A 13025-nucleotide genomic window follows, 5' to 3' on the forward strand; every position below is an offset into this window, starting at 1 on the left:
GGCCCGAACTCGAGCCGAGGAACTGACCCAGCGCCGGCACGAAGTCCCCGCTGGACAGGCCATGCAGGTACAACAGCGGCAGCACCTCGCCGATCGACGGGCTCTTGCGCGCCCAGGCGGGCAGGATCGCCGAGGAGAACCGCTTGCGCTCGCCGCTGGCCTCGTCGATGCGCTTGTCGTTGACACGCGGGGCCTTCACCTCGATCGCACCGGCCGCGGTGAGGATCTCGCGCGGGGCGTGGTAGCCGTTGCGCACGACCAGGCGGCGGCCGTTGTCATCGCGTTCGTCGGCGAAGGCGGCGATGTAGGCGTCGACCTCGGCTTGGAGTGCGGCGGCGAGCATCTTGCGGGCGCCGTCGCGGACGATCTGATCGATCAGCGACGAAGAGCCGGCGGATGCGGGGTTGCTGTCGTCAGCGGGCGGCTCGGGCACTACGGTAAGCGGCACGGGTGTGCCTTCCCGACCGACGTTGGCGCGTCGGCCTTATCTCGAAACCACATCGGATGATCCGGGAAGGTACACCCCTTCCCGGCAGATCCACAGGTTTCGATCATTGCTCCCTTCGTCGCCGTGGACCCCCCAACGCATTGTCAAGTTCTCCACCAGGTGCAGCCCTCGGCCGCTCTGATCCGTGTCCTCGGCCTGGCATAGGTACGGGGTGGAGGGGCCGCCTTCGTCGTGGACGGCGACGATCAGCAGCGTGGTGCCCGCGTGGAGAGTGACGCCGAATCGGCCGCCGGCCTGGCCGCTGCGGGTGTGGCGGATGGCGTTGGTGGCGAGTTCAGACATGACGAGTTCGGCGGTGTAGGTCTCGGGGCGGTTGCCCAGATAGCTGTTGACGAACCGGCGCGCTTCGCTGATCTGGGCCTTGGTGCCGGGGAAATTGCGACACCACCGGTGGATCTCTTTGGGGCTGTTCAGCGCTGGGGACATCGCCGTTTCCTTGCGTTCATGCAGGTCAAAGCACTGCCATCCGCTATCTGCACTTAAAGTACTAGTGCTATACTTCAAGTACAAGCGACTTGATGTACTTGCGCCGCACAATAAGTACTGGTCGAGTAAAGACATCGGGATCCGAGATCGTGACGGCGAGCCAGGAGGGCGTACATGTTCGGACTAATGGTGCGATTCACCTGCAAGGACGAGGAGAGCGCGGCGGCGTTCGACACCCTCGTCGGTGAGACAATCGAGGCGATCCGCCAGCACGAGCCGGGAACGATCGTGTACGCCTCGCACCGGGTGGACGGCCAGCCGCTCCAGCGGATCTTCTACGAGCTGTACCGGGACCGCAACGCCTTCGACGCCCACGAGCAGACCGAGCACACCAGGCGCTTCCTGGCCGCTCGCGAGGAGCTGTTGGCCTCGGTGGAGGTCGACTGGTTGGAGCTGCAGAGCGGGAAGGGCACGACGTCGTGACCATGGAGTATCAGCGGGCGCTCGGACGGCGCATCGCCCAGGAACGCAAACGGCGCGGCCTGTCCCAGGCGGAGCTGGCCCGGCTGGTGGATCGGTCGGTGGCTTGGATCTCCCAGGTAGAGCGTGGCGTCCGCAAGATCGACCGGATGTCGGTGCTGGAGAAGGTCGCCGACACGCTGGATGTGCCGTTGTCGGAGCTGGCCGCCGAGGCCCCCGTGGTCGCCGCCACCAACGAAGAGGCGCCCGGTACGGCCGGGCTCCGTCTGGTGCTGTCGGGTGCTCACTCGCTGCGGGCCATGTTGCACGCCACGCCGGTGCCGCCGACCGACCAGCTCAAGCCGCGGGTTGATCACGCCTGGGAGCTCACCCATCAAAGCCGCTACGTCGAGTTGACGGAGCTGCTGGGCGGGCTGGTGCCCACGTTGGAGAACGGCGTCCGGTCCGCGCCCGCTGAGCAACAGACGCAGTTGTACGAGCTGCTGGCGGTGACGTATCAGGCATGCTCGGCGTCGCTGGCCAAGCTGGGTGAGCCGGAGGCGGCGTGGATCGCGGCGGATCGGGCGATCGGTGCGGCCGAGCGGGCGGGCAATCCGTTGCTGATGGCGGCCGGGGCGTTCCGGCTGGGCTTCGTCTTCCTGGGCGCACGTTACTTCGACCAGGCGGAGGAGACGGCGCGCACGACGGCTGAGGCGCTGTGGTTCCTGACCGACCAGGGCAACGTGGAAGCGATGTCCCTATGGGGCGGGCTGACCTTGCAGCGGGCGGTGGCCGCCTCGCGACTCAATCAGGCCGATGTGGCGTACGAGCACCTGTCGCGAGCCCGTGAGATGGCGTCGCGGGTTGGCGAGGGGCGCAACGACTACAACACCGAGTTCGGGCCGGCCAACGTGGCGCTGCATGAGGTGGCCGTGGCGGTGGAGTTGGGCGACGCCGGGCATGCGCTGCGAGTCGGGGCCGCGGTGGACACCTCGACCCTGTCGACGGAGCGGCGGGCGCGGCTGGCGGTGGATCTGGCACGGGCGCACGCCCAGCGCCGCCAAGTGGACGAGGCGGTGGCACAGCTCCTGGAAGCGGAGACGATCACACCGGAGCAGATCCGTAACCACCGGGTGGTGCGTCAGCTGGTCTCGGACCTGCTGTCCATGCAGGATCCGGCGTCGTCTGAGCTGCGGGAATTGGCCGAGCGAGTAGGCGCGTAGAAAAAGTACGGGTACACGTACTCAAAGTACTAGCGATTACTCTCAGTATCAGGTAGCGTTCGTGTTGTAGCTGGAACTCTCCGTAGTCGGAGGGTGGCAGCCCAGCACGAACGCTCTTCGCGTTTCAGGGGTGGATCAAGGAGGTCCGCTCACGGAAGGCGGAGAAGAAGGCCACACATGAAAGTGGCCTGAGCGGGAGACCCGCCCAGGCCGGATGCGTTAGCACCCTAGTTGGCGCTTCGATGCTATCGCCTCCGAGCTGACGGCACGGCCTCCCTCGTCCCGAAACGCCTGATCAACAGGCCGACGAGAGGTGTATTCGCCATGCGTACCGTCCCCATCCCTGTGGACGTCAGCAAGCTCAGCATCACCTGCGTGAAGGCCCCGCGCCCTCGCGTGCTCAACAAGGACACCGGCGAGATCAAGACCGACAAGAACGGCAACACCGTCTACGAGGTCACCGTCTCGGTGGAGGACGAGTTCGGCCGGATCGAACTCGTCAAGATCGGTATCACCGGGGAGCCGCCCATCAAGGCCGGCGACGCGGTCAACGCGGTCGGACTGCTCGGCTACGTCTGGGAGATCGCCGGACGGTGGGGCATCTCCTACCGCGCGACCGCCCTGCTCCCGCTGCAGGAGGCCGCCAGTGTCTGACCAGATCTACGCGGTGCTCGGAGTCCTGGCCGCTCTCGCGGCCGGGCTCTGGGCCTGGCGCCGCTTCCACTACCGCTCCTTCTGGCTCCTCATCGGCTTCCCGATCACGGCCATCCGCATCCGGGCGTCCTGGCGCAAGGTCGCCTCGGCTGCAACCTGACCAAGAAGCGCCAGCGCTTCTGGTTCACCACCGTCCCCGGCCTGGTCGCCTCGACCGGCGTCGTCCGCGTCCGGCGCAAGTGGCAGCGCATCGCCGTGGACACCAAACCGTTCATGTGGCTGCCCATGCCCACCCGGCACGGGTGGCGCGTCACCCTGCGCACCCTGGAAGGGCAGATCCCGGCCGACTACGCCGAGGCCGCCGAACGCCTCGCGCACTCCTGGGGCGTGCACGCCGTGCGCGTCTCCTCCGACAAGCCTGGCCGGGTACGGCTGGCCGCCACCGTCCGTGATCCACTCATCAGGGTGGATGAGCTGCCGCCCTCGACAGAACTGCTCAAGGTCACCGTGGGACGGCTGGAGACCGGCACGCCGTGGGGCATCGACTTTCGTACCGTGCCGCACTGGATCAACGCGGGAGCCACCCAGTCCGGCAAGTCCAACCTCGCCAACGCCCTCATCGTCGGCCTTGCGCCGCAACCGGTCGCCCTGGTCGGCTTCGACCTCAAGGGCGGCGTCGAGTTCACCCCGTACGCGCCACGGCTGTCCGCGCTGGCCACTACGCGGGCCGAGTGCGGCGGGCTGCTGGATGACCTGGTGGCGCTCATGACCGACCGGATGGGCGTGTGCCGGATGGCCTCGGCCCGCAACATCTGGCAACTCCCGCCCACCATGCGCCCGGTACCGATCGTGGTCCTGGTGGACGAGCTGGCCGAGCTGTACCTGATGGCCGACAAGTCAGAGAGGGACGAGATCGCCAAGACCTCCACCGCGCTCCTACGGGTGGCCCAACTCGGCCGGGCCTTCGGCATCTACCTGTTCTGCTGCGGCCAGCGGATCGGCTCCGACCTCGGCCCCGGCGTCACCGCACTGCGAGCCCAGTGCTCGGGCCGCATCTGCCACCGCGTCAACGATCCCGAAACCGCCACCATGACCCTCGGCGACCTCGACTCGGCCGCGCTCGACTCGGCCCGCGCCATCGCCGCCGAGACACCCGGCGTCGCCATCGTCGCCAGCCAGGACGGCCAGTGGTACCGCGCTCGCTCCTTCTACGTCAGCGAGCAGACCGCCGAACAGGCCGCCACCGCCTACGCACACCTGGCACCGCCCTGGTCCGAGGTAATGACCGCTCAACCCGTAGAAACGCCCGACCAGCAGACCGCCTGAACCGGTCGCTGCGAGGAGGAGTTGAGATGCACCGCATCGCCGCACGGCTCCTCGACACCGGCCCTGTCCTCGTCCTGGCACTCATCGCGGGCGCAGGCTCGTTCACCCACATCCGCGACACCGCCAGCGAACACGGACAGACGGGCTGGATGTCCTGGGCCATCGCCATCTGCATCGACCTGACCTGCGTCATGGCCGCCCGCGAACGCCAACGCGACAGAAAGACCGGACGAACCCGGCGCGGCCCGATCTCCTGGCCCGTCCTCGTTCTGACCGGAGGAATCGTCCTGTCCCTGGCCGCCAACCTCGCCCAAGCCACACCAACCGTCTGGGGCTGGATCACCGCCGCCACCCCGGCCGGAGCCTTCCTCGTCGCGGTGTCGATGCTCGAACGCCGCGCCACGACCACCAGCACCGACACACCGCAAGACGTCCCGCAGACGTCCTCACCCTCCGCGCAGACGTCCCCAGCCGTCTCCGCAGAGTCCCGGAACGTCCTGGCCCGGCACGACAGCCCGACACCAGACCCGGCCCTCGTTGACTACGCCCGCCGCGTCGCCGACGAGCACCACGCCAAGCACGGCGAACCGATCTCCGCAGACCTCATCCGTGCCCGCCTGGGTGTCTCCGAGCAACTCGCCACCGACCTACTCCACGTCCTGCAACCCGCCCAAGCCCACTGAGAGGAACGCCATCGATGTCCACCATGCACTCACGGCCAGCGTTCATCGCCGGGCTGCGCGCCCTGGCCGAACTGCTGGAAGCCCGCCCGGATATCCCGATCCCACGAAGCACCGTCGTTCATCACTTCGTACGCGACGCCCAGGACGCCGAGATGCGCGCCGAGATCCACCGCATGGCCGCACTGCTCGGCAGCCACGTCGATGGAAAGGCCGGCCACTACACGACCTCGCTGTACCTCGGCCCGATCGAGTACCGCGCCGTGGCGATCCTCGCCGAGTCCCGCGCCCGGTACGACGCCCACGACAGCTACCGAGACTGCGTCACGCCCTACAGCCCAGGCGAAGACCAATGAACCCAGACACCGCAGCCGTCATCCACTACCGCTGCTGCACCTGCAACGGCACCGGAATCACCGACGACCAGACCTGCGCCGACTGCGACGGCACCGGCATCGACAACCGCGGCGCATAGCCGCTGTAGCGCCCCCCGCCTGGCCACACATCCGCCAAGATCCGCGCCAGGCCGGGGGCCATCCACACCAGCAACTGGATAGGACAGGACTCATCTTGCCCCACCTTGCCCACAGCCACGCCGTGGCTGGAATGATCCACCGACTCAACCAACCCGACTACGACCGTTGGGCCAACCAGATCAAACGCACCGGCGGCTGCCGCCAGCCCATTCACCTGCGCGGCAAGGTCGAGCACTACGACCAGGTCACCGGCCACCTCCTGCACCGCTACTCCACCACCACCGAACCAGGCGGCGTGCTCCGCGTGCCGTGCAAGACGCGCCGTGCCTCGCGCTGCCCGGCCTGCGCCGAGGTCTACCGCGCCGACACGTACCAACTCGTCCGCGCTGGCCTCGTCGGCGGCAAGGGCGTCCCCGAGACGGTCAGCTCGCATCCGTGCCTGTTCGTCACCCTCACCGCGCCGTCCTTCGGAGCCGTCCACGCGCGGCGGGAAAAGAACGGCAAGGCCCTGCCCTGCCACGCTCGTCGCGACGCCCCGACCTGCCCACACGGACGGGCCATGTCCTGCACCGACCGGCACAGCACCGACGACCTACGCCTCGGCGAGCCGCTGTGCCCCGACTGTTACGACTACGACGGCTCAGTCCTGTTCAACGCCCTCAGCCCTGAGCTATGGCGCCGCTTCACCCTCGCCCTACGCCGCCGCTTCGCCAAGCTCAACGGCCTGACCGTCAAAGCCCTGCGTGAACACGTCAGCATCGCCTTCGCCAAGGTCGCCGAGTACCAGCGTCGCGGCGTCGTCCACTTCCACGCCGTCATCCGCCTCGACGGACCCGACGGCCCCAACTCGCCACCACCAACCTGGGCAACCACCGACGCCCTGACCCAAGCCGTCCGCCACGCTGCCACGGCCGTAACTGCGGAGCTCAAACCGCTCAGCCGAACCTTCCGCTGGGGCGCACAACTCGACGTCCGCCACATCACCCTGGACGGCGACCTCACCGAACAAGCCGTCGCCGCCTACATCGCCAAGTACGCGACCAAGGCCGCCGAATGCGTCGGCACCCTGGACCGCCGCATTCAGCCCCTGGACAACCTGGCCGCACTCCCGGTGCGCGAGCACGCCCGCCGTCTCATCGCCGCCTGCATGCGCCTGGGCAGCCATCCCGGCCTTGCCGACCTACGGCTCACCCACTGGGCTCACATGCTCGGCTTCCGCGGCCACTTCTCCACCAAGAGCCGCCACTACTCCACCACCCTTGGCGAACTCCGCGCCGCGCGCGAGCAGCACATGCGCAACCAGGAGATCACCACGGGCCGTCTGCCTTTGTTCGACGAGGACACCGTCCTCGTGATCGCCCACTGGGCCTACGTCGGACAAGGGCTCTCCGCTGGCGACCAGCTCCTCGCCGCCGCCATCACCGGTACACCGCTCTCAGGTCCAGCTCGATCGGAGGCCACCCATGAATGACCTCGTGCTCACCGTTGACGAGGCCGCTGCGCGGCTCCGCGTCAGCCGGTGGACCCTCTACACCCTGATCCGCTCAAACCAACTCCGAAGCTTCAAGATCGGCCGCCGTCGCCTCATCGAGGTCGAGGCGCTGAACGAGTGCATCAAGACCCTGGCAGAGGTGGCCTGATGACGAAGACGACACTCGGCACGCCAGAGGAAGAGCCCAAGCGCCGCACCGGCCGCCGCATCCGTAAGCGCTCAAACGGCGAGGGAAGCATCTGGCCGCGCAAGGACGGCCGCTACGGCTACGCCGCCTTCGTTCAGACCACAGCGGGCACCGTCAAGCGTGTCCAGGGCTCCGCCCGTACCCAGGATGACGCGAGGAAGAAACTGACCGAGCTTCTCCGCCAGGCCGACGAGGGCATACCCGTCTCGTCCGAGAATTGGACGCTGGCCGACTTCCTGACGTACTGGCTCAAGCACATCGTCAGCCAGGAGCGGCGCCCCAAGACCTACCAGGGGTACGAGGGCGTCGTCCGGCTTCACCTCATCCCTGGTCTGGGCAAGAAGCGCCTCGGCAAGCTCACCGCCCAGGACGTCCGCCTCTTCATCAACCGCGTCCGCTCCGAATGCCAGTGCTGCCGAAACGGTTGGGATGCTTCCCGCGAGAAGCCAGTGTGCTGCGCCCTGAAGAGCGGGCAGTGCTGCGAGTCCCGCCTGTCCACCCGCATGGTCCAGTCCATACATGCGGTCCTGCGGAACGCTTTGGAGTGCGCCGTACGCGAGGAGATCATCGCGCGCAACGTCGCCAAGCTCGTCAAGGTCCCGGTGCCCAAGTACAAGGTCAATCGCGGCCTTACCGTCCCGCAGGCCCGCGCCGTCCTCAAGGTCGCTCGGGACCACCGCCTCTACGCGCTGTACGTCCTGGCGCTCTGCCTCGGCCTGCGTCGTGGGGAACTCCTCGGGCTCCGCTGGACGGACGTCGACCTTGAGACTGGCAAGTTGGAAGTGGTCCAAAGCCTCCAGCGGGTCGCGGGTCGCCTCCAGTTCGTCCGTCCCAAGACCTCCGACTCGGAACGGACCGTCCCGCTGCCGCCCATCTGTGTGGAGGCCCTGCGGGAACACCGTAAGAAGCTGTTCGCCGAACGCTCGGACCGCTGGGAGGAGTGGACGGAACACGGCCTGGTGTTCCCCTCGCGGTGCGGCACCCCGATGGAGCCGGACAACCTACGGCGAAGTTGGGGAGCGATCCGCAAGGCCGCTGGCCTCGGCGAGATGCGGTTCCACGACCTCCGCCACACCTGTGTGACGCTCTTGCTCAACCTCGGCACGCCACCCCAGGTTGTCCGCGACATTGTCGGCCACAGCGACATCGAAGTCACCATGACGATCTACGCCCACGCCTCCCTCGACGATAAACGCCTTGCCCTGGGGAAGCTCAGCACTGCGCTCTCATAAGCCAAAGACATATCGCCCGTAATGCACCGCAAGGGCGATATGTCTTTTTTTCTGTGCCAAGAACGGGATTCAAGACAAAGGACGGCTGACTCAGATCGCTGGAAAAGTGCCGTTCATTGCGGCGGGAGTACCGCAAACATCCCTATGATTGTCCATACGTTCGCAACAGCTTGGCTCGCAACACCACTCGCCTCGCTCCTCACAGCGTCACTTGGGTGCCTGCTGCAGCGGCACTTCAGCCGCGGTGAGGAGGTGAAGTTCAGTGCCGAAGCGACGTCGGAAGCAGCCTGCAAGTGAACGTGCGTGGGTGGTGCCCGCCCTCAAGGTTGCCGCAGCCCTCGGAAGCTTGGTGGCGACCATAATGCGACTCCTACAGGAGCGCTAAAGACAGGCACCCACGACTGGCCGGTTCGGCATCCAGCTGAGCCGGCCAAAGCGCGTGTACACGACTTCTGTACAGGTACTTAGCGTAGCCCAGATGTAAGCACGACTACAAAGCTTTCCGATGGTGACCCCGCTTAGTGGTCCCGATCCCACTGACTACCGCTTAGTGGTCCCGATCCCACTGACTACCGCTTAGTGGTCCCGATCCCACTGACTACCGCTTAGTGGTCCCGATCCCACTGACTACCGCTTAGTGGTCTCGCCTGGAAGTCTCTCGGGGTTGACTTCTGACTGGTGGGGATGCGGTTGCGTGATCAGAGGTCAGCGTTGGCGATGTGCAAGTCACCGGCGAGGTCGAAAACATCCTCGACCTCGCCGGTGAACCAGATCTGGTCCTCATACTTCCCGTTGCCGGCCACGTAGATCGCCGAGCCCCACCGGTGAGCCGATCCGCCGTAGCGCAGGCGGAGCAAGGGCAGCCGCTCACCGTCGCGCAGCTCGCCGTCGACATAGGCGAACTGGGCGCAGAAACGGACATTCACCCCGATCAGTTGCGGCCAGTTCTGCTCGGCACGCTCCCACAGCCGCTGCTGCAGGGAGATCTTGGTGGACGCGGGGATCGCGGGCATACCGACCATCGTGCCCTACCGGCGTGTCGCACCGGCACATCCCGACCATGATCGGGCAACCTCGACGAGGTCTGCCCGCCCGATCCCGAAAGACCCCGGTGCCCGCTCCCTCCGCTCGCCAGATCACCATGACCGCCGCCGAACGGCGACGGCTCAAGCAGATCGCCCACTCCCACACCGCTGCCCACCAACTGGTGATCCGTGCCCGGATCGTGCTGGACGCCGCACACGGCTACTCCAACAACGCGATCGCCCGGCGGCACCAGGTGAGCGTGGACACCGTCCGCTTATGGCGGGGCCGCTACGACAGCCGCAAAGGCCCGGCCAGCCTTGGCGACCGGCGCCGACCGGGCCGGCCCCGGCAGTTCACGCCCATCCAGATCGCCGAGGTCAAGGCGCTGGCCTGCCAACTGCCCGCCGAGTCCGGCGCACCGCTGTCACGCTGGAGCAGTAGCGAACTGGCCCGCGAGGTGGTCACCCGGGGCCTGGCCCCAGCGATCTCGGCCTCCAGTGTCCGCCGCATCCTGGCCGAGGACACCCTCAAGCCCTGGCAGCACCAGTCATGGATCTTCATCCGTGACCCGGCCTTCAGCGTCAAGGCCGCCCGCGTGCTGGAGTTGTACGCCCGCCACTGGGACGGGGCCGCGCTCGGCGACGACGAGTACGTGATCAGCGCCGATGAGAAGACCTCTACCCAGGCCCGCTGCCGCTGCCACCCCACCCTACCGCCGGGACGGTCGCGGATATGCGCGTCAACCACGACTACGACCGCGGCGGCGCGCTGGCCTACCTGGCCGCCTACGATGTCCACCACGCCCGCGTTTTCGGCCGCTGCTCGCCCAAGACCGGCATCGTGCCGTTCATGGACCTGGTCGAACAGGTCATGACCCAAGAAGCCTACGCCTCGGCCAGGCGGGTGTTCTGGATCGTCGACAACGGCTCCAGCCACCGCGGCGAGGCCGCCGCCGACCGGCTCACCGCCCGCTTCCCCAACGCGGTCCTGGTGCACACGCCCGTGCATGCCTCCTGGGTGAACCAGGTGGAGATTTACTTCTCCATCGTGCAGCGCAAGGTCGTCTCACCCAACGACTTCACCAGTCTTGACCAGGTCGAAGACCGGCTAATCGCCTTCGAGCGTCGTTACAACGAGACCGCCCGGCCCTTCCGATGGAAGTTCACCCCGGCCGACCTCGAGGACCTACTGGCCCGGATCGAGCGACACGAACAGAAAGAGCGCGACTCCCAGCAGCCCATCGACTGCGAGCATCAGCCTGCCGTACTCGCCCCAGCCGCGTAACCCCCGAGAGATTTACGGAGACGACCACTTAGTGGTCCCGGCCCCACTGACTACCGCTTAGTGGTCCCGGCCCCAAAAGATGCGAAGACAGTCGAGGACGTTGCTGTCACTGTTGCTGTCAGCGGAGATCAAAAAGCCCCGAACGGTGATCCGTCCGGGGCATCTTTGCTGGTGAAGTGTGGTGGTCAGGGGCAGGGTCGAACTGCCGACCTTCCGCTTTTCAGGCGGACGCTCGTACCAACTGAGCTACCTGACCTAGAGCGGTCCTGACGGGACTTGAACCCGCGACCTCCACCTTGACAGGGTGGCGAGCACTCCAAACTGCTCTACAGGACCTTGCGTTTCTTGCTGTTTGCGCTCGCTTAGCTTACCAGCTCTGCGGTGGTCTTCGACCAGCCGTTTTTGCGGTGCGCCAAACGCTCGCGGTGCCCCCAACGGGATTCGAACCCGTGCCGCCGCCTTGAAAGGGCGGTGTCCTAGGCCGCTAGACGATGGGGGCTCAGGATTCCCTGTCGCCTTCCGTCGGAGACCTCTGAAGCATAGGGGACGATTGCCCCTGATGCCAAAGTGGCGGACCGGCGTGCGGCGACGGAGTGCCAGTGACCGATCCCGTTGGCGACGGGGCGTTCGTTGGCGCTGGAGAAATCATACGTTGTGGGTTGGGCTCCACGTGACGCTGGATGTACACCGACTGCTCCCCCAACCCGCCCAGCGTGATGTCGTCCCACGCCTGCAGGCGCTTGGTCTCCTTGTCGAAGTACAGAACCGAGGCCTGGACCGGGGTGGGCTGGGCGTGCTCGAGCGCGCGCAGGCCGGCGCCCCCGGTGGAGCCTTGGATGAGCATGCGGGTGCCGGACGGGAACATGGTCGTTTTGCGCTCATGGGTGTGGCCGGCCAGGATCATGGGAGCGGCGCCGGTGAAACCCTTGCCGACGTCCGGGTCGTGTACGGCCACCACGTCGGCCTTGCCGACCTTGCCGAGGTGAGCACGGGCGAATTGCGCCAGAGTCGCCGGGTTCGAGTCGACGGGCACCGACAGGTCCGGGGTGAAGCGGGGATCGCCCAGGCCGTAGATGGTCAGTCCGGCCACCGTTTGGGTCTTGTTGTCCAGGACGACGGCGTTCTTCTGCCTCTCGACTGCTCTCTGGGTGGACATGGAGTCATGGTTGCCGCGTACGTACACGTACGGGACTCCGAGGCGGCCGATCTCGTCGACGAACTTGTTCTCGGCCTTGGTGCCATGGTCGGAAATATCGCCCGAGTCGATGACCAGGTCCACAGCGAACTGATCCTTGAGCGAGCGGATGACGTTCCAGGCGATCGGGTTGATGTGGATATCGGAGACATGGAGGACCCGAATGGATCTGGGGTCGGCGTCGTACAGGGGGAGGGTTGAGACAGTGTCGTACAGCTTCGAGACGTTCGTAACCAGTTTGGTGAGCTGGGAGCGGTACGACTCGAAACGCGTCACAATCGACTCCGCGCTGCCCACCAGAGACGGCGCGGCGGCGACCAGGCCCGAGTAGCGAGGCTCCATGAGGGAGTTCGGGCGGAAGGTGAGCGCGGCGAGCGCGCCGGTGCCGGCGAGCGCCACGGAGGCCGCCAGGAGGCCCAGCAGGGCCACGCGCGGGCGTCTGAAGACCATCAGGACTGCGATCAGCGCCCCGGCGCCGGCGCACAGGAGCGAGCGGATGACGAGGGCCCGCGCACCGTCCAACAGATCGCTCTCGATGAGCTGGGGCAGCCGGTCCGCCAGGCGCGGATCCTCGAGGAAGGCCCTCGCGCGATCCTGGTCGATGTTCTCGAGCGTGATGCGCAGCCGGAGCGGCGCGTCGTGGGTGCGGAACGTGAGCGTGCCGAGCGGGCTGGCGTCCACGACCGTCTCGCCGTTCCAGGCTGGCCGGAGGGACATGCCGGTCTCGACGGGACCCACCTGAGCACGCACGGTGCCGCTGAAGAAGATCCCCAGCCACGCGCCCACAGCGGCGACGAGCAGTACGGCCGCCACTCTCGACGGCCTCGATCGGAGGATTGCCTTGGATCTATGGACGA

17 protein-coding genes and 3 tRNA genes are annotated in these 13025 nt (G+C 66.8%); 13 read left to right on the forward strand and 7 right to left on the reverse strand.

Annotated elements, in window-relative coordinates; genetic code table 11:
• Positions 1 to 433: transposase (locus ACTWPT_RS38485; RefSeq protein ID WP_443182600.1), on the reverse strand; the 433-nt coding region annotated here is incomplete at its 3' end.
• Between the two features lie 51 nt (positions 434 to 484).
• Complete coding sequence (locus tag ACTWPT_RS38490) at positions 485 to 934, reverse strand: ATP-binding protein (RefSeq protein WP_443182445.1); 450 nt, start codon at positions 932 to 934, stop codon at positions 485 to 487.
• Between the two features lie 174 nt (positions 935 to 1108).
• Between ACTWPT_RS38490 and ACTWPT_RS38495 the strand changes: the two genes are divergently transcribed.
• The 11 genes from ACTWPT_RS38495 (at position 1109) to ACTWPT_RS38545 (ending at position 8663) form a co-directional block, all read left to right on the forward strand.
• Positions 1109 to 1417: a putative quinol monooxygenase gene (locus ACTWPT_RS38495; RefSeq protein ID WP_443182446.1), complete on the forward strand. Its 309-nt coding sequence runs from the start codon at positions 1109 to 1111 to the stop codon at positions 1415 to 1417.
• Positions 1418 to 1419: 2 nt separating this feature from the next.
• Positions 1420 to 2616, forward strand: coding sequence for a helix-turn-helix domain-containing protein (locus ACTWPT_RS38500; protein ID WP_443182601.1), 1197 nt, complete (start codon positions 1420 to 1422; stop codon positions 2614 to 2616).
• A 324-nt stretch (positions 2617 to 2940) separates the two neighbouring features.
• Positions 2941 to 3270, forward strand: coding sequence for an SCO3933 family regulatory protein (locus ACTWPT_RS38505; protein ID WP_443182447.1), 330 nt, complete (start codon positions 2941 to 2943; stop codon positions 3268 to 3270).
• Entirely contained in the window at positions 3263 to 3430 is a 168-nt protein-coding gene (locus tag ACTWPT_RS38510) for a hypothetical protein (RefSeq protein WP_443182448.1), read from the forward strand. Before ACTWPT_RS38505 ends, ACTWPT_RS38510 begins: the two co-directional genes overlap by 8 nt.
• 95 nt (positions 3431 to 3525) lie before the next feature.
• A complete protein-coding gene (locus ACTWPT_RS38515; protein ID WP_443182449.1) occupies positions 3526 to 4596 on the forward strand; it encodes an FtsK/SpoIIIE domain-containing protein in 1071 nt (356 codons plus the stop codon).
• A 26-nt stretch (positions 4597 to 4622) separates the two neighbouring features.
• Entirely contained in the window at positions 4623 to 5279 is a 657-nt protein-coding gene (locus tag ACTWPT_RS38520) for a DUF2637 domain-containing protein (RefSeq protein ID WP_443182450.1), read from the forward strand.
• 14 nt (positions 5280 to 5293) lie between these two features.
• Positions 5294 to 5632: a hypothetical protein gene (locus ACTWPT_RS38525; RefSeq protein WP_443182451.1), complete on the forward strand. Its 339-nt coding sequence runs from the start codon at positions 5294 to 5296 to the stop codon at positions 5630 to 5632.
• A complete protein-coding gene (locus tag ACTWPT_RS38530; RefSeq protein WP_443182452.1) occupies positions 5629 to 5751 on the forward strand; it encodes a hypothetical protein in 123 nt (40 codons plus the stop codon). Before ACTWPT_RS38525 ends, ACTWPT_RS38530 begins: the two co-directional genes overlap by 4 nt.
• Positions 5752 to 5882: 131 nt before the next feature.
• Positions 5883 to 7223, forward strand: a complete 1341-nt coding sequence (locus tag ACTWPT_RS38535) for a replication initiator (protein ID WP_443182453.1) — start codon at positions 5883 to 5885, stop codon at positions 7221 to 7223.
• Positions 7216 to 7392 carry a helix-turn-helix domain-containing protein gene (locus ACTWPT_RS38540; RefSeq protein ID WP_443182454.1) on the forward strand — a complete coding sequence of 59 codons (177 nt, stop codon included), beginning with the start codon at positions 7216 to 7218 and terminating at the stop codon, positions 7390 to 7392. Before ACTWPT_RS38535 ends, ACTWPT_RS38540 begins: the two co-directional genes overlap by 8 nt.
• Positions 7392 to 8663: a tyrosine-type recombinase/integrase gene (locus tag ACTWPT_RS38545; RefSeq protein ID WP_443182455.1), complete on the forward strand. Its 1272-nt coding sequence runs from the start codon at positions 7392 to 7394 to the stop codon at positions 8661 to 8663. The genes ACTWPT_RS38540 and ACTWPT_RS38545 overlap by 1 nt, the downstream gene beginning before the upstream one ends.
• A 698-nt stretch (positions 8664 to 9361) precedes the next feature.
• On the opposite strand, the gene ACTWPT_RS38550 is transcribed toward ACTWPT_RS38545, so the two are convergent.
• Positions 9362 to 9676: a hypothetical protein gene (locus ACTWPT_RS38550; RefSeq protein WP_443182456.1), complete on the reverse strand. Its 315-nt coding sequence runs from the start codon at positions 9674 to 9676 to the stop codon at positions 9362 to 9364.
• 98 nt (positions 9677 to 9774) lie between these two features.
• On the opposite strand from ACTWPT_RS38550, the gene ACTWPT_RS38555 reads away from it, so the two are divergent.
• The gene (locus ACTWPT_RS38555; protein ID WP_443182457.1) at positions 9775 to 10563 is read left to right on the forward strand and encodes a helix-turn-helix domain-containing protein; all 789 of its coding nucleotides are present in this window, start codon (positions 9775 to 9777) and stop codon (positions 10561 to 10563) included.
• Positions 10467 to 10973 carry a transposase gene (locus tag ACTWPT_RS38560; protein ID WP_443182602.1) on the forward strand — a complete coding sequence of 169 codons (507 nt, stop codon included), beginning with the start codon at positions 10467 to 10469 and terminating at the stop codon, positions 10971 to 10973. Before ACTWPT_RS38555 ends, ACTWPT_RS38560 begins: the two co-directional genes overlap by 97 nt.
• A gap of 179 nt (positions 10974 to 11152) precedes the next feature.
• Here the strand turns inward: ACTWPT_RS38560 and ACTWPT_RS38565 are convergent.
• From ACTWPT_RS38565 to ACTWPT_RS38580, 4 genes are all read right to left on the reverse strand, one after another.
• Positions 11153 to 11229 (reverse strand) — tRNA-Phe (locus ACTWPT_RS38565).
• A 5-nt stretch (positions 11230 to 11234) separates the two neighbouring features.
• Positions 11235 to 11309: transfer RNA gene (locus ACTWPT_RS38570), tRNA-Asp, on the reverse strand.
• Between the two features lie 90 nt (positions 11310 to 11399).
• Positions 11400 to 11472 (reverse strand) — tRNA-Glu (locus ACTWPT_RS38575).
• On the reverse strand, positions 11473 to 12981 hold the full coding sequence (locus tag ACTWPT_RS38580; RefSeq protein WP_443182458.1) for a metallophosphoesterase family protein: 1509 nt from the start codon (positions 12979 to 12981) through the stop codon (positions 11473 to 11475). It lies immediately after the preceding tRNA gene.
• Positions 12982 to 13025: the final 44 nt, after the last annotated feature.

The sequence above is a fragment of the Nonomuraea sp. 3N208 genome (genome assembly GCF_052245935.1).
GTDB lineage: Bacteria > Actinomycetota > Actinomycetes > Streptosporangiales > Streptosporangiaceae > Nonomuraea.